This is a genomic window from Nocardia sp. SYP-A9097, from assembly GCF_009649815.1.
Lineage (GTDB): Bacteria > Actinomycetota > Actinomycetes > Mycobacteriales > Mycobacteriaceae > Nocardia.
In genome coordinates, this window is sequence record NZ_WJIC01000016.1 from 56689 (window position 1) to 81124 (window position 24436).

Annotated in this window: 19 protein-coding genes; 10 read left to right on the forward strand and 9 right to left on the reverse strand. The window is 66.7% G+C overall.

Annotated features, from left to right (window positions below; translation table 11 throughout):
- Window positions 1-23: 23 nt before the first annotated feature.
- Window positions 24-1877 (reverse strand): serine/threonine-protein kinase, encoded by a 1854-nt coding sequence (locus GFY24_RS27370; RefSeq protein ID WP_153807978.1) that lies wholly within the window; start codon window positions 1875-1877, stop codon window positions 24-26.
- Between the two features lie 205 nt (window positions 1878-2082).
- Here GFY24_RS27370 and GFY24_RS27375 point away from each other — a divergent pair, with 205 nt between their 5' ends.
- The 4 genes from GFY24_RS27375 to GFY24_RS27390 all read left to right on the forward strand — a co-directional run bounded on the left by GFY24_RS27375 (window position 2083) and on the right by GFY24_RS27390 (window position 6738).
- Window positions 2083-2856, forward strand: coding sequence for a deoxyribonuclease IV (locus GFY24_RS27375; protein ID WP_153807979.1), 774 nt, complete (start codon window positions 2083-2085; stop codon window positions 2854-2856).
- 92 nt (window positions 2857-2948) lie between these two features.
- Complete coding sequence (locus GFY24_RS27380) at window positions 2949-3884, forward strand: TauD/TfdA family dioxygenase (RefSeq protein WP_153807980.1); 936 nt, start codon at window positions 2949-2951, stop codon at window positions 3882-3884.
- A gap of 477 nt (window positions 3885-4361) precedes the next feature.
- Entirely contained in the window at window positions 4362-5573 is a 1212-nt protein-coding gene (locus GFY24_RS27385) for a CaiB/BaiF CoA-transferase family protein (RefSeq protein ID WP_153807981.1), read from the forward strand.
- Between the two features lie 232 nt (window positions 5574-5805).
- Entirely contained in the window at window positions 5806-6738 is a 933-nt protein-coding gene (locus GFY24_RS27390; protein WP_153807982.1) for a hydroxymethylglutaryl-CoA lyase, read from the forward strand.
- 118 nt (window positions 6739-6856) lie between these two features.
- Here the strand turns inward: GFY24_RS27390 and GFY24_RS27395 are convergent, their stop codons facing one another.
- On the reverse strand, window positions 6857-7117 hold the full coding sequence (locus tag GFY24_RS27395) for a hypothetical protein (protein ID WP_228566701.1): 261 nt from the start codon (window positions 7115-7117) through the stop codon (window positions 6857-6859).
- Window positions 7118-7417: 300 nt separating this feature from the next.
- On the opposite strand from GFY24_RS27395, the gene GFY24_RS27400 reads away from it, so the two are divergent.
- Window positions 7418-7948: a hypothetical protein gene (locus GFY24_RS27400; RefSeq protein WP_153807983.1), complete on the forward strand. Its 531-nt coding sequence runs from the start codon at window positions 7418-7420 to the stop codon at window positions 7946-7948.
- 466 nt (window positions 7949-8414) lie between these two features.
- Here the strand turns inward: GFY24_RS27400 and GFY24_RS27405 are convergent, their stop codons facing one another.
- Together GFY24_RS27405 and GFY24_RS27410 are read right to left on the reverse strand one after the other, a co-directional pair.
- Complete coding sequence (locus GFY24_RS27405; RefSeq protein ID WP_153807984.1) at window positions 8415-9542, reverse strand: acyl-CoA dehydrogenase family protein; 1128 nt, start codon at window positions 9540-9542, stop codon at window positions 8415-8417.
- A gap of 9 nt (window positions 9543-9551) precedes the next feature.
- A complete protein-coding gene (locus GFY24_RS27410) occupies window positions 9552-10721 on the reverse strand; it encodes an acyl-CoA dehydrogenase family protein (RefSeq protein ID WP_153807985.1) in 1170 nt (389 codons plus the stop codon).
- Between the two features lie 228 nt (window positions 10722-10949).
- Between GFY24_RS27410 and GFY24_RS27415 the strand changes: the two genes are divergently transcribed.
- Window positions 10950-11717 carry a hypothetical protein gene (locus tag GFY24_RS27415; RefSeq protein ID WP_375336114.1) on the forward strand — a complete coding sequence of 256 codons (768 nt, stop codon included), beginning with the start codon at window positions 10950-10952 and terminating at the stop codon, window positions 11715-11717.
- Between the two features lie 245 nt (window positions 11718-11962).
- Here the strand turns inward: GFY24_RS27415 and GFY24_RS27420 are convergent, their stop codons facing one another.
- Window positions 11963-13774 carry a DEAD/DEAH box helicase gene (locus GFY24_RS27420; RefSeq protein WP_153807987.1) on the reverse strand — a complete coding sequence of 604 codons (1812 nt, stop codon included), beginning with the start codon at window positions 13772-13774 and terminating at the stop codon, window positions 11963-11965.
- 272 nt (window positions 13775-14046) lie between these two features.
- Here GFY24_RS27420 and GFY24_RS27425 point away from each other — a divergent pair, with 272 nt between their 5' ends.
- Window positions 14047-14850, forward strand: coding sequence for a carbon-nitrogen hydrolase family protein (locus GFY24_RS27425; RefSeq protein ID WP_153808070.1), 804 nt, complete (start codon window positions 14047-14049; stop codon window positions 14848-14850).
- Between the two features lie 177 nt (window positions 14851-15027).
- Window positions 15028-15657 carry a phosphoribosyltransferase gene (locus tag GFY24_RS27430; protein ID WP_153807988.1) on the forward strand — a complete coding sequence of 210 codons (630 nt, stop codon included), beginning with the start codon at window positions 15028-15030 and terminating at the stop codon, window positions 15655-15657.
- Between the two features lie 40 nt (window positions 15658-15697).
- Here GFY24_RS27430 and GFY24_RS27435 read toward each other — a convergent pair whose 3' ends face one another.
- Complete coding sequence (locus tag GFY24_RS27435) at window positions 15698-16225, reverse strand: gamma carbonic anhydrase family protein (RefSeq protein ID WP_309231403.1); 528 nt, start codon at window positions 16223-16225, stop codon at window positions 15698-15700.
- 385 nt (window positions 16226-16610) lie between these two features.
- Window positions 16611-17321 carry an alpha/beta hydrolase gene (locus GFY24_RS27440; RefSeq protein WP_153807990.1) on the reverse strand — a complete coding sequence of 237 codons (711 nt, stop codon included), beginning with the start codon at window positions 17319-17321 and terminating at the stop codon, window positions 16611-16613.
- A 603-nt stretch (window positions 17322-17924) separates the two neighbouring features.
- Between GFY24_RS27440 and GFY24_RS27445 the strand changes: the two genes are divergently transcribed.
- Window positions 17925-21251: an AAA domain-containing protein gene (locus GFY24_RS27445; RefSeq protein WP_309231404.1), complete on the forward strand. Its 3327-nt coding sequence runs from the start codon at window positions 17925-17927 to the stop codon at window positions 21249-21251.
- A 101-nt stretch (window positions 21252-21352) separates the two neighbouring features.
- Here GFY24_RS27445 and GFY24_RS27450 read toward each other — a convergent pair whose 3' ends face one another.
- Complete coding sequence (locus GFY24_RS27450; RefSeq protein WP_309231405.1) at window positions 21353-22525, reverse strand: amino acid deaminase/aldolase; 1173 nt, start codon at window positions 22523-22525, stop codon at window positions 21353-21355.
- A 68-nt stretch (window positions 22526-22593) separates the two neighbouring features.
- Window positions 22594-23088: a TetR family transcriptional regulator gene (locus GFY24_RS27455; RefSeq protein WP_228566702.1), complete on the reverse strand. Its 495-nt coding sequence runs from the start codon at window positions 23086-23088 to the stop codon at window positions 22594-22596.
- Window positions 23089-23525: 437 nt separating this feature from the next.
- On the opposite strand from GFY24_RS27455, the gene GFY24_RS27460 reads away from it, so the two are divergent.
- On the forward strand, window positions 23526-24260 hold the full coding sequence (locus GFY24_RS27460; protein ID WP_309231406.1) for a tyrosine-protein phosphatase: 735 nt from the start codon (window positions 23526-23528) through the stop codon (window positions 24258-24260).
- Window positions 24261-24436 lie beyond the last annotated feature (176 nt).

Consider the following 24436-nt stretch of genomic DNA (forward strand, 5'->3'; position numbering starts at 1 on the left):
CCCGTCGTGGCGCAGGCAACAACTCAGTTCAACGGTGCCGAGCGCCACCAGGTCAGCACGTCGTCGATGCTGCCGACGACGCCGTCGGTGTACATGAGGTACTGGCCGCGATTGCCGTCACCGGTGAAGGCGGTGACCATGCGCGGGCGGTCGCTGCCGGTGAACTGGTAGTTCGTGTACGCCTTACCGCCGCTGCTGTCGGTGCTCTTCTTGTCCGGCGCGAGCGAGCTCACCACCGACTGTGCCTTGGCCACAGACGAATACGCGTAGATCCGGTAGAACGGGTCGGCGTTGTTGCCGCCGCCGAAGCACCGCCACTGCACCGCCCAATCACCGAAATCGGGTTCGCCATCGGACTTGTCCGGCGGGCTCTTGGGATCGGCGAGCCAGCAGGTCGCACCGTTGTATCCGGTGTCGCCGTTCTTGGTGGCGGGGACCAGGCGCGCGAATTCCTTGCTGATGGCCGAGGAGTCGACCGGTTTGTCCGAAGCCGGCGAAGCCGAGGTGGCCACCGTGCCGGAGGCGGGCCTGGTCGTGGTGCCGGTGGTCGTGGTGTCATCGCTCTTGCTGCCCAGTGCGGCCAGCCCGATCACCACGACAACGACCAGCACCAGCGCGCCGACGATCAATCCGATGATCAATCCGGCATTGGATTTCTTCGGCGGCTGCGGCGGTCGCCCACCCATCTGCCCCATGACCGGCGGCTGACCGGGCGGCGGGCCACCGTAGTTGTACTGCGGCTGGCCGACGTTGAACTGCGGTGGACTGGTGTACTGGTTCGTCGGCCGGGTCTGCCCGTACAGCGGCTGCGGCGGAGGCGTAGCCGTATTCGGCTGTGCCGCATAAGGATTGGGCGCAACCGGCGCGGGCGCCGCGGTATGCCGCCCACCGGTGTACATCGGCGCGTTCGCCGTCGGCAGCTGCCCGCCGGTCATGGGCATGGGCGCGCCCATCTGCCCCATCGTCGGATGCTGTCCCTGGGTATGGGTCGGCATGGGCGGCGCGGTACGCGGATTCACCAGCGGCATGGCGGGCGAACTCGGCGCGGACAGCGCCTGCCGGGCGGCGGCCGCGAAATCGGCGCAACTGTTGAAACGATCCTCGGGTCGCTTGGCCATGGCCTTGTTCAGCACCATGTCCAGGGCCGGCGGCAGTCCGGGGCGGGCGCTGCTCAAGGGCGGCGGCGGCTGCTGCAGATGCCCCTGGATGACGGCCGCGGGATTGGTGGCCGAGAACGGTCCGGAACCGGTGAGCAACCAGAAGAGGGTGCAGGCCAGCGAATACTGGTCGGAGCGACCGTCCAGTGTGGAACCGGTCAGCTGCTCCGGCGACGCGTAAGCCAGTGTCGCGGTGAAGGTTCCGGTCTGGGTCAGGTTCTGACCGCTGTCGTCACGCAGCCGGGCGATACCGAAGTCGGTGAGGTAGACGCGCTCACCCTTACCGCCGGTGGAGCGCGCCAGCAGAATATTGGCGGGTTTGACATCGCGGTGCAGCACCTCGTTGCGGTGCGCGTAATCCAGCGCGTCGGCGGTCTCGGCGACAATCTGCACGGCCCGCTCGGGCGGCAGCGTCTGCGGATTCACGCTCGAGGCATCGACACCGTCGATGTACTGCATCGAGATCCACAGCTGCCCGTCCTCGAGCCCACGGTCGTAGACGGTGACAATATTGTGGTGGTCCAGCTGCGCGACCAGATCCGCCTCGCGCTCGAAGCGCGCGCGAACCTCCTTGTCGAACACCATCTCCCGGTTCAACAGCTTGAGCGCCGTCAGCCGGGGCAGCCGGGGATGCTTGGCCAGATACACCGAGCCCATGCCCCCGCGCCCCAACTGCCGCTCGATAACGTATTCCGCAAACACATCACCGCTGGACAGCATGTCGAGCTCCCACTTCCTACGCCTGCGCCGGGACCCACCAGCGCGCGACGTACCGCAAACGATCGGCGTGATCGTGCTCGGGCCGATCCGGAAAACACCGAAACCATAGCGCAATCGAGTCCTACGGAACTATCTCCGCGGATCGCTCGAGCGCAACAGGAGTGATCACCATCTCCTGTCGGCGGGCGGCGATAAGGTGGCTGGCATGCGCATAGGAGCACACGTTCGGCTCGACAGCGACCCCATCGGCTTCGCCGACAAGCTGGGGGCCGATGTCATCCAGATGTTCGTGGTCGATCCGCAGAGCTGGGACAAGCCCACACCGCATCCACTGACGGCGGAGATCAAGGCCAGTCCCATCGATGTGGTGGTGCACTCGTCGTATCAGATCAATGTGGCGAGCCTGAACAATCGGCTACGCATGCCCTCGCGCGGCGCGGTGGCGGCGCAGGCCGCGGCCGCCGCCGAACTGGGCGCGTTCGGCCTGGTCGTGCACGGCGGGCACGTCCGCAAAGATGACGAGATCATCGAGGGAATCCTGAACTGGCGCAAGCTCTTCGAACGCCAGCAGGACAAGGGCGGGTTCGCGGTGCCGATTCTCATCGAGAACACCGCGGGCGGAAACCACGCCATGGCAAGGCATTTCGATGATATCGCCCGGTTGTGGGATGCCGTCGGCGACTTCGGCGCGGGCTTCTGCCTGGACACCTGCCATGCCTGGGCGGGCGGTGAGGAGCTACTCGGCATTGTCGACCGGATCAAGGCCATCACCGGCCGTATCGACCTGGTGCACCTGAATTCCTCGCGGGACGCCTTCGACTCCGGCGCGGACCGCCACGCCAATCTCGCCGACGGCACCATCGATACGCAACTCCTGGTAGAGGTCTGCAAGGCGGTGGGCGACGCCCCGATCGTGCTGGAAACCCCCGCCGACGGAGTAGCAGAAGACCTGGCATTCCTACGCGAACAGGTCGGCTGACAGGCTTTCGATCCGGCTGCGCCTAAACCTGTTTCAGGCGCAGCCCCGGTGGTGTGCTCGAAGCAAGCAATCGTTCGAGCGAAAGGCCCTGTATGTCCGTCGATTACGCCACCTCCACCGCCACCGTGGTGAAGCTCGGCAGCAAGATCGGTGCCCGCGTCGACGGCGTCCGGCTGAGCGGCGAGCTGGACTCCGAGACCATCAAGGTCATCCAGGACGCCCTGCATGAGCACAAGGTCATCTTCTTCCGCGGCCAGGAGCATCTGACCGAGGACGGCCAGTACGAGTTCGCGCAACTGCTGGGCGCCCCCACCACCCCGCATCCGACCGTAACCTCCAGGGGCGTCAAGACGCTGCCCATCGATTCGGAGTACGGCCGCGCCAATAGCTGGCACACCGATGTCACCTTCGTGGATCGCATTCCGAAGGCGTCCATCCTGCGCGCGGTACACCTGCCCGCCTACGGCGGCTCCACCACCTGGGCCTCCACCGTCGCCGCCTACAACTCCCTGCCCGATTCGCTCAAGGCCCTGGTGGAGAACCTGCGCGCCCGGCACACCAACGCATATGACTACGCCGCCGACCGCAGCGATTCGCACGCGCCGAACGATCAGGGCAAGGCGTACCGCGCCGAATTCGAATCCACCTACTACGAGACCGAACACCCGGTGGTCCGCGTCCACCCCGTCACCGGCGAACGCGCCCTGCTCCTCGGCCACTTCGTGAAGAACTTCGTCGGCCTCACCGCCGCCGAATCCGCCGCCCTGTTCCAGCTGCTGCAGAACCGAGTCACCAAGCTGGAGAACACCACTCGCTGGAACTGGCAACTCGGCGATGTCGCCATCTGGGACAACCGCGCCACCCAGCACTACGCCATCGACGACTACGACACCCAGCCCCGCCGCCTCACCCGCATCACCCTCGCGGGCGACATCCCCGTCGACATCCACGGGAACGAGAGCACCATCATCACCGGCAACGCCGAGCACTACTCGATCATCGAGCAAGTCCCCCCGCGCGCAGCCTAACCACCGGCGTGCAGCAACACGGGCAGGCTTAGCGGCGTAGACGGGCCCGCACTCGGGGCCTTCGTAGCGGACTTAGGTGGATTCGCCTCTGTCCCAGCGGGGTTCGGCAGCAGGCCACGAATTTTCGGAGTGGGAACCTCGCCTGCCGTACCCGACTTTCGCCACCGGTCAGGCGCGAGTACTCGCGCCCCAGCCTGGTCGGCCGGCCGTGGTCACCTTCAGAACCGAGACGAAAAAGACAAAACGCCACACCACCCAGCTGGACATGTGATCACTGGGAACTGACCGTGGCCACCTACGGCGTGTTGCCCCGGTCAATTTCCGGTGATCACATGTCCAGGGTTTTGGGTTCTTGTCTTTTCTCGTCCTGGCGTCTTTGGGTTTGTGTTGGGAACGGGAACGGGGGGCTTTCGGCCGGGGTGGGAGCGGGGGTCCCGGCTCCCGAGATGAGGGCGGTCGGTGGGGCAGAATGCGGGGATGGAGATTCGGCCGCTCGATGGGGTGCGGGTTCTGGAGTTGGGGAATTATGTGGCCGCGCCTACGGCGGGGCGGATTCTCGGGGACTTCGGGGCCGAGGTGATCAAGGTGGAGCGGCCGAAAACCGGTGACGAGCTGCGGAATTGGCGGCTCTACGGTGGGGACACCTCGATGCTTTATCGGACGGTGAATCGGAACAAGAAATCGATCACGCTGGATCTGCGCACCGAGGCGGGGCGGGGAATCGTGCTGGATCTGATCAAGCAGTGCGATGTGCTGTTGGAGAATTTCCGGCCGGGCATGCTGGAGAAGTGGGGGCTCGGGCCGGAGGTGCTGAACGCGGCCAATCCGGATCTGGTGATCACCCGCATCTCCGCCTACGGGCAGACCGGACCGCTGTCGCAGCGGCCGGGATTCGCGGCCGTCGCCGAAGCCGTGGGCGGATTGCGCGAACTCGTCGGCGATCCGGATCGGCCGCCGGTGCGCGTGGGCGTCTCCATCGGCGATTCCATCGCGGGCATCTACGCCGCTTTCGGCACCGTCATGGCGCTGTTCCAGCGGGAACGGAGCGACGGTCGAGTTCCCTTGCCGCAGCGCATAATCGACGTCGCGCTCAATGAATCCATCCTGTCGGTGATGGAGTCGCTCGTCCCGGACTATCTCGCCTACGGCGTCAATCGCGAACGCGTCGGCGGGCGGATGGAGGGCATCGCCCCGAGCAACGCGTACCCGTGCAGCGACGGCTTCAACATCATTATCGGTGGCAATGGCGATGCCATCTTCCAGCGCTATATGCAGGTCATCGACCGCCCGGACCTCGCGGCAGACCCTGAGCTGCAAGACAATGCGGGCCGCTGGCGCAATCGCGACCGCCTGGACGCGTCCATCGCCGAATGGACTCGCCTGCACACTCGCGACGAGGCCCTGCAACTCCTGGAGGCCGCCGCCATCCCCTGCGGCCCCATCTACACCGCCGCCGATATCGTCGCCGACGAGCAGTACAAGGCGCGCAATATGATTCAGCACTTCCCGGTGGACGTGGGCGAACCCGAACCCAAACAGGTCGGCTTCACCGGCATAGTCCCGGTCATCGGCGAGCAGTCCCTCCCCATCCGCAATATCGGCCCGGATCTCGGCGAGCACACCCGCGAGGTGCTGTCGGGCCTACTCGGCATGCCCGACAACGAGATCGACGCACTCGAGGGCCGATGACGAGCGCAACGGGCGTCGAGATCGGTACTCGCACACGCACACGCACGGATCGGACTGCCCCGCACCCGGTCCGGACTGCCGCACACTCCGTCCGGACTGCCGCACAACCGCTCGAGGCTGCCACGCAAGACGATCGGCTACCGGCTTCCGCCGATCGGCTGGGCTCGCGGGTGGGCCGGACGCTTACATGGACGAATCGGATATGCCGACTGGGCGATCGGAAGGGGTTGTGATGGAGGCGATACTGCGGGATGTGACGCTGCGCGACGGGTTGCAGCTGACCGGGAAGGTGTTGGCTACCGGGCGCAAGGTGGAGATCGTGCGCGAGTTGCTGGCGCTGGGGGTGCCGGAGTTGGAGATCGGGTCCATGGCGCGACCGGATCTGGTGCCGCCCATGGCCAATACGCTCGAGCTGGTCGCCGCGCTCACCGCGGAGGAGTTGGCGCGGTGCTGGGTGTGGGTGGCGACGCCGCGACATGTGGAGAAGGCCGCGGCGGCGGGGGTGCGGAACTTCCAGTACTGCTTCTCGGTCTCCGATTCGCACAATAAGGCGAATATCGGCCGCACCACCGAGGAGAGTCTGGCCGCCATGCCCGCGGCCGTCGAGTTCGCGCGGGCGGCGGGCGGGCGGATTCAGCTCTGTCTGGCAACGACTTTCACCTGCCCGTTCGAGGGGCCAGTGGATCCGGAACGGGTGCTGGCCATCGCGCGCGATCCGCGCGCCGACGGGGCGGCCGATATCGTGCTCGCCGATACGCTCGGACAGGCGCATCCCGGACAGGTGAGCGCACTGGTGAGCGCCGTTGTCGCGCAGGGGCACTGGGGTACGGCCGAGCACCGGATCGTCTTCCACGGGCATGACACCTGGGGTATGGGCGTGGCCAATTCGCTGGCGGCACTCGCCGCGGGGGCAAGCGTCCTTGACGGATCGCTCGGCGGCTTGGGCGGCTGCCCGTTCGCGCCCGGTGCCTCCGGCAATACCTCCAGCGAGGATCTGCTCTTCGCCACCCGGCCGGAATGGTTCACGCCGGAATCAATGGCGACGCTGGTGCCGATATCGGAACGATTGCTGGCCGAACTCGGTGAGCCGAATCGTTCGCGAACAGCGGAGGGAAGTCGGTCCGAGGCCGCCGCATTCGAATGGGTTATTCGCAGGCAACCATGAGTTTCCCGAGTAATGCGGTATCCGCGTGGGACATTCGCGACTTATGTTTGCCGAATAGTTGCTGCGTGTGAATTCGGGGCAGCCGTTCGGCAATTCGGGAATTATCGCGCGGAGTGCGTCAGTGTTTCTCGGTAGCGGCGGCGTCGGCGCGCAGTTTGAGTAGGATCAGCCCGGCCGTACAGGCGAGAATCAGTCCCGCGACGGTGATTTCGACACGTAGACCCGCGATCCCCAGGACAGCGCCGAACACTCCCCCGAGGAAGATCAGCCATGCGGCGCTACGGGCCAGAATTGTCCACAATCGCGACGATTCCGTGGCCGCAGGCTCCCCCGATCGCGCAACCGCGCGCTGCGGGGATGTCGAGAATGCACCCATCATCCACTCCTCGATGACGCCCACCGAGTTCGGCGAACCTTCGGCGCGTCTCTCGGCTAATTTCGGGCGTCTCACGTGTAACTTTGGACACAGATTACGGCTCGGCAACGAAATGTCCATACGACACGTGTGCAAAACACGCTGACTTTACTGATTCGATATCTGAATCACCGCTGTTTGAGATAATGTTGTGCCTTGCGCATTCGCCGCGGGCGGTAACGAAACGGACCGACCACCCGCCTGGCCCCGCGCCACCTCCTCCGTTAGGGTGAGCCCACTCGAGACGAATCAGGAGTGCTCCCCATGGACGGCAGCAACGCCGGCGCGGACCGCCGCGGCGCCACCCCGCGGCGGCGGCTACCCGCCCCCGTGGCCGGCGCCGCGGCCGCTGTCGGCGCGGTGTCGCTCGGCCTGGTACTCATCGGCGCGTGCGGCCTCGGCGGTCAGGACACCTACGTCGCGCCCCCGCCCCTGAACGCGGATCTGCAAGCGGCCCCGGTGGTTTCACAATCGGGCGGCAGCACCACCCCCGCGGTGGTCATCCCGCCCTCGCCCACCTGGCGGGTGGCCGCCGACCAGCCCCCGCGGCACTCCCCCATCCCCACGGTCACCACCGACCCCAAGGATGCGAGCCCCGACCCCGAGGCCCCCACCACCGCCTCCCGCACCACTCCCCTGCGCCCGACGACCACCTCTCCGTCGACAACGCGCCCCCGCCCCACCACCGATTCCCCCGCTCCCACAACGGAATCCACCCGCCCCACCACCCCACCCACCACCGAACCGGCAATCGCCGTCCCCACCACCGAGGACGACCAACCCGCGAGCGGTTAGCGACCGCGCCCCCGGCCACCCCGGCACGCGTTGGCCGGGGCCCACACCCGCAGCGCTGCAATCGATTCAGGTGGATCCCGGCCAAAAACACGCCGGGATGACGAGAGAGAGTCACCACCTCCCCGACAACGCGGGCGACAGCACCTCCCAGACAACGCGAGTGGCAGCACCTCCCAGACAACGCGGATGACAGCACATTCCCGACGACGCGCGGGTGACAGCACATTCCCGACAACGCGCGGGCGACAGCACCTTCCGCCGACGCCCAGGCGACAGCACCTTCCCGCCAACGCGGATGTTCTCACCTGCACCGGTTACGAGTGTTCTCGCCCGCACCGGTTACAGCTGCGTTCACAGCTTTCCCCGATGCCATGTCGCGCACCCTCATCGAGGGTTGTTCACACCTGCGGAACGCGTCGCGCCCCGCTCCTGGAAGGGAGCGGGGCGCGAGATTCGTTGTGGGGGTCTAGAACTCGACGAGGGTGTAGTCGGCTACGCGGTCGGTGAGGATACGCAGGTGTTCCAGGTCGCTGCCCAGGGTGCGGGCGATGGCGGTCAGGCGGGCCACGTAGTGGCTGACCGGGTATTCGGTGGTGATACCGATGCCGCCGTGCATCTGGATGGCCTCCTGGCCGATGTGCCGGGCGGAGCGGCCCACCTGTAGGCGGGCACGGGCGGCGACCACCGGATCGGTGATGTCGTCGGCTACCGCGGCGGTGGCGTACAGGCTCATACTGCGGGCCAGTTCCAGGGAGACGTACATATTGGCGGCGCGCTGGCTCAAGGTCTGGAACTTGGACAGCGTGACGCCGAACTGCTTGCGCGTCTTGAGGTATTCGGTGGTCAGGCGTAGCGACTCCTCCATCGCACCGAGCGATTCGGCGCACAGGACGGCCTGGGCCTGCGCGGTCGCCGCCGCGATCGCGGTATGGGCGTCGGCATTGTCGCCGAGCAGTTCCGCTGCGGCCGAGGCGAATTCGAGCTGCGCGCCACGACGCCCGTCGAAGGTGCGGAAAGGCTTGCGGGACACACCTTCCGCATTCGCCGCGACCAGGAAGAGGCCGAGACCGCCACCGGGCAGCTGAGCGCTCACCACCAGCTCGTCCGCGCAATCACCGTGCGGTACCGGGTTTTTGACACCGGTGAGCACGTACCCGTCACCTGACGGAACGGCGGTGGTGGTGAGTTCGGTTGCGGGCCAGCGCGTCCCGGGCTCGGCATGCGCGAAGGCGAGCAGCTTGGTGCCCCCGACCAGCTCGGGCAGTACCCGCTGACGCTGCGCCTCGGTTCCGGCGGCGGCGATCAGCGCACCGGGCACCAGTACGGCGTCGAGGATCGGTTCGGGCGCGAGCCGGCGTCCGACCTCCTCCATGACGACCATGACCTCGACCGGTCCGGCGCCGACGCCACCGTCCTCTTCACTGAAAGCCAGTCCCAGCACACCCAATTCGGCGAGCTGACCCCAGACATCGCGGCTCCAGCCGAGTTCGGTGTCGGTGACCTTCAGCCGAGTCTCGGGATCGTAGGCCCGGGCGAGCAGATCGCGGACCGTGTCACGCAGCATGACCTGTTCATCGGTGAGTTCGAAATCCATGGCGGCAGCTCACAATCCGAGGATGGTGGAGGCGATGATGGTGCGCTGCACCTCGCTGGAACCTCCGTAGATGGTTGTCTTGCGGTAATTCAGGTAGCTCGGACCGGTGCGTTGCGCCCAGTCCGGCGACGCGATGCCCGCGGTCTCGACCGGCAGTGCGTCGGGTCCGGCGATATCGAGCAGCAATTCCGTTGCGGCCTGCTGCAATTCGGAGCCACGCAGCTTCAGCACCGAGGAGGCCGGATTCGGCTTACCGTCGGTGGGCTGGGAGACCACCCGGGCGAGGGTGAGCTCCAGAGCCAGCAGCTCGTTCTCCAATTCGGCGATACGCGAGGCGAACACCAGATCCTCGAGCAGCGTGCCGCTACCCGACTTGATCTGTGCCGCATACTCTTTCGCCACACCCAGCTTCACCTTGGTGCGGCCGGCACCGGTGATACCGGTGCGCTCGTTACCGAGCAGGAACTTGGCGTAGGTCCAGCCCATGTTCTCCTCGCCGACCAGCTGATCGGCCGGAACGCGAACGTTCTCGAAGAACACCTCGTTGACCTCGTGGCCCCCGTCGATCAACTTGATCGGGCGAATGGTCACACCCGGCGTCTTCACATCGAAGAGCAGCATCGAAATGCCCGCCTGCTTCTTGACGGTCGGATCGGTGCGCACCAGACAGAAGATCCAGTCGGCGTACTGCGCCAGCGTGGTCCAGATCTTCTGACCGTTCACGATGTACGAGTCGCCGTCACGCACCGCGGTGGTACGCAGCGAGGCCAGGTCCGAACCCGCGTCCGGCTCGGAAAAGCCCTGGCACCACCAGATGTCGAGGTTCGCGGTAGCCGGGAGGAAGCGCTGCTTCATCTCCTCGGAAGCGAACTGCGCGAGCACGGGGCCGATCATCTGGGCATTGAAGGTGAGCGGTTCCGGCACGGACGCCAGCTGCATCTCGTCTTCCCAGATGTGCAGCTGCATGGGCGTCCAGTCGCGGCCACCCCAGGCGACCGGCCACTTGGGGGTGGCGTAGCCGTGCTGATTGAGAATCCGGTGCGTGGTGACAATGTCGTCGCGGGAGAGTTCGTGACCGTATTTGACGCGGTCGCGGATCTCCGCCGGGATCTCGGTCCGGTAGAACTCGCGCAGTTCGTCCCGGAATTTCACCTCGTCGGGTGACAGGGCAAGTTTCATCGCATCTCCCAGCGTCGCTGTCGTTTCAAGGTCAAACCTACCCCCCGGTAACCGGGGGGTTGACGACTGGATCACAGACGCGAGCCGCCTCACCCCGGCGGCGCACAGACAGAGCTGGTACGTTGCCGGGGAGATCAGGTGCACGCGAGCCGCGATACGCGGTGAAAAGCAGTCGCCTGCCACCAATCCCGGTACCGAGAGTTCGCAGGAGCAGCACGAGTGAACGGCATGACCCTTCCCCGGCGCGCCGCAGCGGTCGCTGCCATCGCCACCACGGCCGTCCTCGGTGCGATCGGCACCGCCACCGCCGCGCCGAAGATCGACACTCCGGTCGATGCCGCCATCGCCTATCTCACCGAGACCGCGGGCACCGATCAGAACGCGCTGGCCGCGGTGACCACCACCGGCAAGACCGCCGAACTGGTCGCCGCCGCCGGACTGAAGAACATCGGCTTCACACCGTTCGGGTATCAGGCGCCCACCCTCGGCTGCGGATTCAATCTGCCTTTCACCATGACCGCCGCCTCCGCCGTCTCCGGCCAGGCCGGTCCGGACACCGGTCTCGCGGGACCGCCCGGAACCCTGCGCTTCCAGGCCGCACCCGCCACCGTCGGTATGCCGCTCGCCTCCGGGCTGAGCGTGGCCTGGCTGAATGTCGGCAACGGCCGCAGCGGGATTACGCCCCTCGACGAAATGACCGAGTACAACCTCCCGTCGCTGGCAAAGACAGTGGACACCGGACCCGGCACCGTGGTCGCCTCACTCTGGGGCAGTATCGACTACCCGGGCTCACGCTGCCTGGTACTGCCCACCGTCGGCCTCTTCACCGTCCCCGACCTGCCCGTGGAACCGGTCCCCGCGACCACTTCCGCCGCGCCGACCACCCCCGGCCAGGCGCCCACCACCACCGGCCAGGCGCCCACCACCCCGGCACAGGCTCCCGCCGATACCGGTTCGGCAAGCGGATCGAGCTCCGGCTCCGGCGACAACAACTAGACGCAGCCCCTCCGTCATCCCGGCGTGCTTTTGGCCGGGATCCACATCCGTAGTGCAGCAACACATCTCGGTAGATTCCGGCCAAAACACGCCGGAATGACGAGGGTGAAAGCACCGAAATGACGACGGTGGAAACAAGAGTGCGCCCAGGCTTTCGAACCTGAGCGCACTTTTCTTTGCCGTAAAATGCTCGCGCCCCGCCCCTTTCTCGCTGATGCGGGCGAAAGAGGCAGGGCGCGTGGCGATTACGTGCGGGGCTTGCGGCGGGTATCGGCCCGCTTGAACTCACGATCGCTGGGTCCGCGACGCGGGGCGCGGCTCATCGAACGCTGGCCCGGCGCACCGGAATCGAGCTGCAGCTGAATCAGCTGACCGCTGATCCTGGTGCGGCTCAACGCATTCAGGGTCTCCTGCGAGAGGTCCGCGGGCAGTTCCACCAGGCTGTGATCCGGGCGGATGCTGATATGCCCGAAGTCGCTGCGACGCAGGCCGCCCTCATTGGCGATGGCACCGACGATCGCGCCGGGAGCGACCTTGTGGCGCTTACCGACCTCGATGCGATAGGTGACCAGATCCGCACCGGTCTGCCGGTGCTGGCTCGGGCCGCCCTCACGCGGACGACGCTCACGGCGATCACCCTCGAAGGTGGAACGCTCGCCGCGGTCACTGCGCTCGCGACGGGGCGCGGGCTCCGGATCGGGCTCCATGAAGAAGTTGTTGCCGTCGTAGGAGCCGATCGCCAGCGCGGCGGCAATATCCACCAGCGGGATATTGTGCTCGCGCTCGTAATCCTCGATCAGCTTGCGGAACAGCGGCAGGTTCGACGAGGCGAGGTTCTCGGTGATGGTGTCACCGAACTTCGCGACACGCTGCGCGTTCACATCGTCCACACTGGGCAGCTGCATTTCGGTCAGCGGCTGGCGGGTGGCGCGCTCGATGGCATCGAGCAGGCGACGCTCGCGCGGGGCGACGAACAGCAGCGCCTCACCCGAACGGCCCGCGCGACCGGTACGGCCGATGCGGTGCACGTACGACTCGGTGTCATGCGGAATGTCGTAGTTCACGACGTGCGAGATGCGCTCCACGTCCAGACCACGCGCGGCGACATCGGTGGCGACCAGAATGTCGAGCTGACCATTCTTGAGCTGGCCGATGGTCCGCTCACGCTGTGCCTGCGCGATATCGCCATTGATCGCGGCCGCGGAATACCCACGCGAGCGCAGCTTTTCGGCGAGCTCCTCGGTGGCCTGCTTGGTGCGCACGAAGATGATCATGGCCTCGAAGGTCTCGACCTCGAGGATGCGGGTGAGCGCGTCCAGCTTGCGCTGGTAGGACACCATCACATAGCGCTGCCCGATATTGGTGTTGGTGGAGGTCTTGGTCTTGACCGTGATCTCCACCGGATCGTGCAGGTACTGCTTGGCGATCTTGCGAATCACCGGCGGCATGGTCGCCGAGAACAGCGCGACCTGCTTGGTGTCGGGCGTGTCGCGCAGAATGCGCTCCACATCGTCCTGGAAGCCCATCTTCAGCATCTCGTCGGCCTCGTCGAGGACCAGATACTGCAGCTGCGTCAGGTCGAGGGTGCCGCGCTCGAGATGGTCGATCACACGACCCGGCGTACCGACCACGACATGCGCGCCACGGCGCAGCCCGGACAGCTGCACGGCGTAGTTCTGACCGCCGTAGATGGGCAGCACGTTCAGACCCGGGATATGGGTGGCGTACCGGCCGAACGCCTCCGCAACCTGGATCGCGAGTTCACGGGTCGGAGCCAGTACCAGCGCCCTCGGCGACTTACCGGTTACCTCCAACCCCATCAGGATCGGAATCGCGAACGCGGCCGTCTTACCGGTACCGGTCTGCGCGAGACCCACCACGTCCGCACCGCTGAGCAGCGGCGGAATAGTCGCAGCCTGAATAGGCGACGGCGATTCGTAGCCGACATCGGCGATGGCGCGCAACACGCGGTCATCGATACCGAGATCAGCGAAGGACGGGCCGTTCGCGTCCCTCTCGTCGTCAGTGGGAACGCTGTCGGCCGGTGAGGTACTCATTGACCAGGAGTTTACTGCCTTACCCTGGTCGGTCCGACCATAGGGTGAATAGGCTGGACCGCGTGCAACCGGACAACCCGCCCTCGACCGCCGCCGCAACGCCCGTCATGTCGGCCTCCGGGCTCGGTCACACCGAACCCGTACCGGTGCGGAACTACGTAACCGGCACGGTCACAACGCCGGAACCGGGCAGTTCGGGAGCGACGACGGTCGTCGTTCACGAACCCGAGGCGCAACCGCAACCCAGCACCGGCGCGGCGTCCGCAAGGGCCATGGACATCGCCGTGGTGCAGTTCGCACCCGGCACCGACACCGTGGCCAATCTCACCGCACTGCGTGCGGAAGTCCGGACCGCAGCCGAACTCGGGGCCGAACTCGTCATCGCACCGGAGTACTCCATGTACTCGGTGCTGCGCCTGGATGAGCGGGCCGTCGCGGCCGCCGAACCGCTCACCGGACCGTTCGTGAACGGATTACGCGGTATCGCAGCCGAATTCGGTGTGCACCTGGTCGCCGGCGTACTCGAGACGCCCGGCAGTGATCAGCCCGCCGGGCGCATCTACAACACGCTGGTGGCCACCACCCCCGACGCGGAATTCGCCGCCGTCTACCGCAAAGTGCACCTCTACGACGCGTTCAGCTCCCGCGAATCCGATGTGATCCTGCCCGGACCGCTCGACCAGACGCCCACCTTCAGCATCAACGGCATCGTCTTCGGTATGCAAACCTGCTTCGACCTGCGCTTCCCCGAAGGCATTCGACGCATCGCGGCGGCCGGCGCGCACACCCTGATCCTGCCCGCGCAATGGATTCCGGGCCCCGGCAAAGTCGACCAGTGGACGACCCTGCTGCGCGCCCGAGCCATCGAGAACACCATCTACGTCGCCGCCGCCGACCAGGCAGCCCCCCGCGGCTCGGGTGCCTCCATGATCATCGCCCCCACCGGCGCGGTCCTGGCCGAACTCGGCGACCAACCCGGCATAGCCACCGCACGAGTAGACCTCGAAGACCTCACCCAAGTCCGCACCACCAACCCGAGCCTCGCCCTGCGCCGCTTCACCATCCGAGGCGAGTAGGCGCTGTCAGCAAAGGACGCCCCGTCATCCCAGCATGTTTTTGGCCGGGATCCACAGATGAGAGTGATGCCCTTGTCGTGTGGATCCCGGCCAAAAGCGCGCCGGGATGACGAAGGGGACCACGCGCGATGACGAGGGGGACCACGCCCGCAGGCGCGCGAACTAGACTGAGCAGCAATGATCTACCCGAATCGGGAGGCTGCGGGCCGGGCGCTGGGTGGGGTGCTCGAGCATTTTCGCGCGGCGGATCCGCTGATCTTGGGACTGCCCCGGGGTGGGGTTCCGGTGGCGGTGGCGATCCGCGACACCATCGGCGGGGACCTCGATGTGCTGCTGGTACGCAAAATCGGGGTGCCGTGGCAGCCGGAACTGGCCATGGGGGCCATCGGTGAGGACGGGGTGCGGGTGCTCAATGCCGATGTCGTCGCCACTACCGGGGTGACACCGGAACAGTTCGCCGATATCGAGGATTTGGAGCGCGTCGAATTGGAGCGGCGGCGGCACGTGCTGCGCACCGAACCGCCGATTCCCCTGAAAGACCGCACCGTGATCATCGCCGACGACGGCATGGCCACCGGCGCGACCGTCGCCGCCGCCTGCGAGATCGCCCGACTGCACGAGCCACGCCGGGTCGTGGTCGCCGTACCGGTCTCCTCCGCCGAAGCGCTGCATCGGATTCGGGCCCTCGCCGACGAAGTGATCTGCCCGCTGGTGCCGCGCGCACTCGGCGGCGTCGGCGGCGTCTACCGGGACTTCCACCAACTCAGCGATGCCGAAGTGGTGCGGCTGCTCGGCGAATCCCGGTAGCGCCGAAGCGGTACCGGCCGCTCGCCGAGGCGCAGGGGGCTCAGTGAATCTCGGTGATGCCCTTGCGATGTCGCTGCGCCAGCTCGGCGTAGTAGGACGGGTTCACCTTCACCCACAGCTCGGCGGGCGTGCCCTCGATGGACTTCTTCACCTGCGCGGGTGCTCCGGCCGCCAGCACCCCATCCGGAATCTCCGCACCCGGCGGGACCAGCGAATGCGCCGCGATCATGGTGCCGGAGCCGATCTTGGCCATATCCAGCACCGTACTGCCATTGCCCACAATCGATTCCGCGCCGAGTGTCGCACCGTGGAATACCACCGCATGCGCGATGGTCGAACCCGGACCGATCTCCACCGGCACATTCTCCGGCACATGGATCACCGCATTGTCCTGCACATTCGCCCGCTCGCGAATAATGATCGGCGCGAGATCGGCCCGCAGCACCGCCCCGTACCAAACCGACGCACCCGCCTCGACCCGCACATCCCCGATCAACGTCGCGGTCGGCGCGATGAAAGCCGTCGGATCAACCGTCGGCCGCTTACCCTCGAATTCATAAAGTGGCACGCCCAGCACCGTAAACCCCATTCCGCCCGAATGGTTCGATATCACCGGCCACCAGACCACATCCCGGGGTGAACTCCAGGCCGACCGGGTGCCGCGGGTAATGCCCGCCCAACCTCAGCTTCAAGCTTTCCGACCGAGTGCCAGCTCCTCAGCGAGCCTCTACCGATGAAGTCATGATGTCGCCGACCAACCCCGTCATTCCCGCATGCTTTTGGCGGGAATCCACCGAAATCAGCTGAGCCACTCCGGGTGTGGATCCCGGCCAAAAGCACGCCGGGATGACGGGGCAAGAGAGAGCGGGACGGTGGGAGGGGATCATGTCTTGAACCTCGTTAACACTCGCGCCTGAGGCGCCCAACGCCCTCGGCACGCTGACGCGCTCCGCTCAGCGAGCCGCGACCTTGCCGATCCACTCGGCGATATCGGCGCTGACCACCGCGTGCACCGGCTCATGCAGCAGGTCGTGCCCCGCATCCGGGTACTCGCGGAACTCGGCCACGATGTGCCGCGCCCACTCCCGCACGGGCTCGATCGGAGCCCGCCGATCATCCACGCCATGCACCACCAGCACCGGAATCCCCTCCGGCACAACAGGTCCCGCCGGCCCCATGAGACGCACGCCGCGCCCACGACCGCTCGCCGTGGTGGTCGCGCTCCCCCTGGCGGACTTCGGGGGTTCACCCAGCAACACCGCGCGCGGCGTCCCGCACAGGATCAAACCGGAAAGCGTCACGGCCGCACCGAAAGTCGCCGCCGTATGCGAATCGAGGGCAGCCAAGGCGGTCGCCGCACCGAGGGAGTGCCCCATCAGGACGCACGGAATGGAGTCGGCCGGGATCGCGTCGAGGAATGCCCGCGCGTCAGCGGCCAATTCGGGCAGTGTCCCGGGACGATCCGGATCACCCTCGCTGAGCCCATGCCCGGAGGTATCGAGTGTCCACAGTTCGATACCGGCATTCTCGAGCGCGCGCCCGAACCGGTGATAGTGCCCACTGTGCTGCCCGGTCCCCGGTAACAACGCAACCCGCGCCGAAGCATCTGTAACCGACTGCCGCCGGTAATGCAGCCGCCCACGGCCGCCATCGAAATACGGCATCCCCCGATTCTCGCACCCCCGCACCGCCGAAATTCCGCTCGGGCCACCGGCGCGGCCGAGCGCTCCACCGCACCCCGATCCGCAAGATCCCATCGGCCGGCACACCCAGGAGGTCTCGGGGCGTGAACCACCAGGAGTCGATTGCATGGCTCGGAACGCGGGTCCGCTCCGCCACCGCCGAATTCCGGCGAGTGTGCACTCGGGGCGAAGATATGCCGGAAATCGCCACCATGAGTGCACGGTCGGCTCTCTTTCAGGTTGCGGTGGATCGTTCAGGGCGACGGTTGGTAGGAGAGGGAAATTGGGGGAATCCGAGGGGCGACACGCCGGGGTGGTTGGTGGGCTTTCCGGGGGGCTACCGGGGGATGAGGGTGGTAGGGGGCGCGAGTCGTGTTGTGTCGCAACGTGGCCCGGGTATAGGGGCGGGGGCGGGTGGGGCTGGGGGCGGGCGATGGGGCGCACGGGGGCTACCTGGCAACACCGGGTGGGAGATGGAGTCATTACGCTGTTCGCGACTCGGCACGCAATGACGCGTGTCCGGGTCGCGGGTGTCGGCGGAGAGACACAGGAGGGCCGCGATTGATTCTGTTCGGTGATCGTGTCGTGTGTAGCACCGGTGACCTGGTGACGGCGGCGCGTTGTGAGTTCGCGCTGCTACGCGCGCTCGACGCCGAACTGGGGCTGGTGACGTCGATCGGATATCCGGCACCCGGCGTGCTGACGCACGCCTGGGAACCGGCGGTCGAACATCGGCTCGCGGATCTGCGTGACCGGTACGGGTCCGGCGTGGTGCGCATCCCCGGGGCCCACGGTCAACTCGCCGACTCCGCGGATCGACCCGTCGGGCCGGCCGACCCGGCGATGGTTGTCGCCGCGCTGCGGGCCGCCCATGACGAGACGGTCGACGCGCTGCGCGGGCGGGCGGAGGCGGTCGCGGGGGCTGTCGTCTTCGACGGTTCGTTCGCGACCCGATGCGACTTCCTGGTGCGCGGCAATGACCCCGAGACATACGATTATCTGCCCGCGGCCGTCACCACTCGGCCGCATCGCATTTCCGCTCTGCTGACCCTCGCCGCCAGTGCGGATGCGTTGCGGCAGTACGGTTTCCGGCCCGCCGCACAGGCCAGGCTATGGATCGACGGCGTGCCGAGTACGCATTTGCTGGCCGATATCGTCGTCATCCATCAAGCACGCCGCGACCGCCTGAACCGGATTCTGGCGGACAAGCTCGGCGAGCTGCTGCCCGTGCAGTGGGGGGATCGACGGTTTCTGGCGTGCGGGCGCTGCCCCGCCTGCACCGCCGAACTCGAGACGCGCCGGGATCTGCTGCTGGTGGCGGGTATGCGGCCCGCCACGCGTGCGCAGTTGCGCGATGCCGGGATCACCACCGTCGCTCGCCTGGCCGCCGCGGACGCCACCGTCAGCGGTGTGCCCGCACCGGCTTTCAGCACCCTGCGCCGCCAAGCCGAACTCCAATTGGAGCGCGAGAGCACGGGTCAACCCACGCACGCCCTGATCGACGCCGCCGCCCTGGCCGCGCTCCCCCGGCCCAGCCGCGGCGATCTCTTCGTGAGCGTCGAAGCACCCGATCGGGTGCGGGTCTGGTCCAACTGGTCCGCGGATCGCGTGCACACCTTCACCATTCGCACCGGCGCGACCGATTCCGCTGCCGCGCAAGACATCCCGATCTGGGACGATGACGCCGACGCACTGCTGGACTTCCTCACCGAACGCCAGTGGGAGCACCCGGACCTGCACATCCACCACTATCGCGGCAATCTGCGCCCGCTGCTGAGCACGGTCGGCGAACGCTACCCCGATGGGGAAGACGTGGTGGCGGAACTACTTCCGGCCCTGGTCGACCTCTATCCGATCGTCCGGGCCGCCATGATCGTCGGCGAACGCTCCTACGATCTGCGCCAGCTGCCCCCGAATCGACCCGCCCCACCCGCCTCGGATCAGACGGACGGGTTGGCGGGCAGTGGACCGGAAGCCGTTCGGCAACTGCGGGATTGGCTGTTGCGGGTGGCCACCGAACACGGCGTGCAGCCCGCCCGGCGCATGTCCTACGACTATTGGGAGACCGGCCCCGACGAGGTGGAGGCGGCCCTGCGGGAATTCGCCGAAACCGGGTATCGCGATGGGCGTGAACGCAGTTCGGCACAGATCGCGGCCGCGTTCACCGCGGCTGCCGTCGGCTATTTCCGGCGCGAGCGGCAACCGCTGCGCTGGGCGCATGACGATCGCCTGGATCATCCCGTCGAGGAGTGGGCGGAGACACCGGGCGTGCTCGTCGCCGACTGGGGCACGGTGGATACCAAGTGGCACAGCACCGGTCAGCGACCCATGCGCCGGTATCTGACCCTGACCGGAAGACTCGGAACCGGGAACGCACCCCCGCCCGGCACCCGCGTCCTGACGCTGTACGACCGGCCCGCACCCGGTATGACCGCCATGCCCGGACAGCGTGCGGCCGCACACGCGACGGTGCTGGGATGCGCTCTGGACACCAATTTCGAGGATGTGGTGCGCGTCGTCGAACTACTCCCCGAGGGCTGCGAACCCTATGACGAGCTACCCACCGCGATTGCCCCGTGCCCGCCCGGCCACAATGAGTACCTGGAGGAATCGCTCGAAGATATTGCGCACCAACTACTTGTGACCCTGCCCGAGGTCCCCGGCAATGCCGTCTTCGATCTGCTGTGCGGCCGCCCGCCCCGGCTGCGTGAGGGCAAAGCGCTGCCGGAGGTCTTCGGTGATCACGCCGCCGCCGTCACCGCCGCCATTCTCGATCTGGAGAATTCGTATGTCGCGGTGCAGGGCCCACCCGGCACCGGCAAGACCGACACCACCGCGCGCGTGGTGGAAAGGCTTGTGACACGGTACAAGTGGCGGGTCGGCGTGGTCGGGCGCACTCATGCGGCGGTCGAACATGTATTGGACGCGGTCGTCCAGGTGGGCGTGCTGCCCGAACTGGTCGCCAAGGCCGAAGCGCAATCCGTCGCCCCGGAGTGGCTGCCGATCGACGCCTCGAAATATGAGCGCTTCCTCGACAATGCCGTCAATGGCGGTGTGGTGGGCGGACTTTCGAATGACTTCGCCGATCCGGAGCGGATCGCGCGGGACAGTCTCGATCTGCTGGTCATCGCCGACGCCGGGAAATTCCCGCTCGCCGACACCGTCGCGGTCGCACTGTGCGCCCGAAACCTGCTGCTGGTAGGCGATCCCGCGCCCGCCACCGGGCACGGCATTCATCCCGAACCGGTGGACGAATCGGCGCTGGGCCGCCTGGTGGGTGCGCACCGCACCCTGCCCGCCACCTTCGGATACTTCCTGGACCGCACCTGGCGCATGCATCCGCGCGTCTGCGGTCCGGTGTCCCGGCTGCGCTACGAAAATCGACTGCGATCGAACGAAACCGTCACCCTCGCAAGGGAACTCGAAGGCATCGCACCGGGTATCCGGACCGTGACCATCGAACATCACGGCAACAGCACCGAATCCGCCGAGGAGGCCCGCGAGATCGTGCGTCAGGTGCGCAATCTGCTGGGTCTGCCGTGGCAGACCGGTGCGGTCACCCGACGCCTGCATCCGCACGACATTCTGGTGGTCGCGCCGTATCACGCGCAGGTGGCGCGCATTCGAACCCTGTTGTCCCGCGCCAGGATCGAGGATGTGCTGGTCGGGACGGCGGACCATTTCCAGGGCCGCGAAGCCGCCGTGGTGCTGGTCTCCATGGCGACCTCCGCGCCCAAGGACGCGCCACACGGTATCGGCGCGCTGCTATCGCGGCACTGGCTGACCAGTGCGATTTCCCGGGCCATGTGGTCGGCGATCATCGTGCGCTCGCCGCTGCTCACGGAATTCCTGCCTACGACTGCCGCGGAACTCAGCGACCTGGCAGCGGTGCTTCAACTCGACCGCGTTTGAGCTGAATTCGTGGATCCCGGCCGAAAGCACGCCGGGATGACGAGCGGAGAACCGCGGTCAGGATTACGAGGGGGCGGTCTCAGTGGAGGACGGGGTGGTTCTCAGCCGAAGTTCCGGCCTTCGCCTCGGTAGCTGGGGACCTGGGTGCGGGTGCCGTCGGCGACGAGCTGGACCTCGTTGAAGCGTTCGAGGAGTTCGCCCGCCTTGGCGTGACGGAACCAGACGCGGTCGCCGATCGCGAGGTGGCCGGCGCCGGTCAACGGGGTCTGTACCTCGCCCGCGCCCTCGGTACCGATGAGCTTCAAACCGTTGGGCCACACCGGTTTCGGGACCCGCGAGGCACCGGCGGGGCCGGAGGCGATGTAGCCGCCGGAGTACACCGTGGCAATGCCGTCGGCGGGGTGCCGCAGGACGGGCATGGCGAAATACATTGCGGGGCGCGGAGCCAGGTTGCGGTAGGCGTCGAAAAGCGTTGGGAGGTAAAGGCCGGAGCCCGCCGTCACCTCGGTGACATCGGGGTCGGAGATGCTCACCTCGATGGAGCCGGTACCGCCGCTGTTCACGATCTCCAGCGTGCCGACCTCGCTGCGCACCGCATCGACGACCTGCTTGCGGCGGCGGCCGATCTCCAGGGCGGAAGCCTTTTTCACCAGGCGCACAGCGGGATTCGAATCCGGCAGCCCGGCGATCTGCGCCTCATAGGTCATGACGCCGACGACATCGAATCCGCGCCGCCGGGCCGCACCGGCGAGCCGCGCGGCCTGATCGGGCGTACGGATCGGCGAGCGGCGCACGCCCAGGTGCAGCGGTCCGATGCGCAGCGACGCATCCACATCGATACACACACGGGGAGAGACCTTTTCGCCGATGGCGGCGCGAATCAGGTCGAGCTGATCGATATCGTCGATCATGAGCGTGATGGCGTTCAGCAACATCGGATCGGTGGCCAGCTTCGCCAGCGCCGCCCGATCGACGGTCGGATACCCGAGCAGAATGTCGCGGGCTCCGAGCCCGGCCAGCCAGATGGCCTCGGCCAGCGAATAGCCCATGATGCCGGCGAAGCCGCCGGCGGCGGTGAGGTCGCTGCCCAGCACCTCTTCGAGGACGGCGCGGCAGCGCACCGATTTACTGGCCACCCGGATCGGTACCCCGCGTGCGCGGCGCACCAGGTCGGCGGCATTGGCGCGCAGGGCGGCCAGGTCGACGGCGGCCAGCGGCGGATCGAGTTCGGCGGTGGCCGCGTGCAGCCCGGCGATAGGCGACGGTTCGCTCACCACTTCATTCGACCATGAAACTGGTCATGCGTCCAGCAATTCGGCGAACCCGGACCCGGCCGTTCGAATCAGAGGTCGACAGCCTTGGTGGACAGGTATGACACCAGGTCATCCAGCACGACGAGCGATATCTCGTCATCGCAGTCGGCCAGCCAGCGCAGCACCATGCCCTGAATCACCGCGAGCAGGTATGCGGCAATCGCATCCACCGGCTCCAGCCACTGGGTACCCGAGCGCTGCGCGCACAGGCCCAGGAACTCGGTGACCTCTTGATCCAACTGCCGGAACATAGCCGAACCCTCCGGATCCGGGACACAGACGGTTTGACCGCCCTCCCAGCGACGGCGCAGCACGGCGATGGTGGACTCATAGGCGCTCAACTGCCGGTCCGGCGTCGACTTCAACATCGGCCACAGCGTGCTCACGCCCGCGTGCAGCAGTACCCGCAGGGCACGACTACCGGTGATGTCGAGCGATGCGGCGGCCTTCTCGATGGCCTCGGCCATGGCATCGGTCATGTTCGATCGCGATCCGACCTGGACGATTTCTCCACTAGCGCTCAACGACGACTCCCTTTAGCGAAAAAGAACTCGCGCATCTCGCTTGCGCGGCTCGCTCAACGGGTGTGCAGATCAGCGCTGATCACCAGAGCAGGACCCCGGCGTACCCGTTCAACAGGTATCAACGATACGTCTTTTTCTGGGTTCGTGACCAGGTTTGATAGCCAATTTCGTACCGGAGGATTGTTTTGTTACCTAATCGCTACTCGCTCGCGATCGAAAGGAAAGGCTGAAATTCCTTGATCGCCCGGTAAAAGCGGACATTAGGACCGAGCGGTATTTTACACGGACGCTCGTACTGTCGAAGATAGCGACTGTTCCCGAACCCACATGCGCGAAACCGCCCAGGCATTCGCAACGCGCCGGTCACGACACGAAATTCACCTCCGGCAAACGCATTCGCCGCACTGCGTTCGGACGCCCACCGATAGCCTGATCGGGTGACTTCAGCGCGCCACGACCAGTTCCTGCTCACCGGCACCTTCAACTTCCGCGATGTGGGAGGCGCCCGCACCACCGGCGGTTCCCAGGTGCGCGGCGGAGTGCTACTACGCTCCGCCCAGCTCAGTCGACTGGATGACGAAGGCCGCACCCGGCTCCTCGAACTCGGCATCACCGATGTACACGACCTGCGCGGCTTCGCCGAAATCGACCTGATCGGCCACGACGCGCTGCCCGAGCAGGTCCGCCTGCACGTCACTCCCTTCGACCCGCGCATGGGCGAAACCCCGCCGCACGAGGCCCGCCGCAATGTCACCGCGGCCGACCACATGCTCGAGGTCTACCGGCTCTTCCCCGCCATGCCCGAGGCACACACCGCCATCAAGGCCCTCGCCGACAGCGCTCTCGCCGGCACCGCCCTGGTGCACTGCGCCGCGGGCAAGGATCGCACCGGCTGGGCCATCGCCACCCTGCTGCGCGCGGTCGAGGTCACCGAAGAGGACGTCTACGCCGACTACCTGCTCAGCAATGACGCCGTCCCCACCCTGCGCGCCTACATGGCCGGCGAGACCGACGAGGAACTCCCCGACGACCTGCTCGGCGTCCGCCCGCACTACCTCGAATCCGGCACCAGAACCATGAACGAGATGTACGGCGGCATCGACGGCTACCTCACCGAAATCGGCATCACCGACGACCAGCGACAAGCCCTGCGCGCCCGCATGATCGAGTGAACCCCCGCGAGTGTGCATTCATGGCGGCACCGATCGGCGCGTCACCGCCATGAATGCACACTCGCCGCAATGAATTCGGCGAGTGTGCGCAGGCGGCGGTGAGCCGCGCCGTCACAGCCTTACCGGAGGTCGCGCCGGTGATGAGAACCGTTTTCCGGTGAACCTTCGGCGAGCGC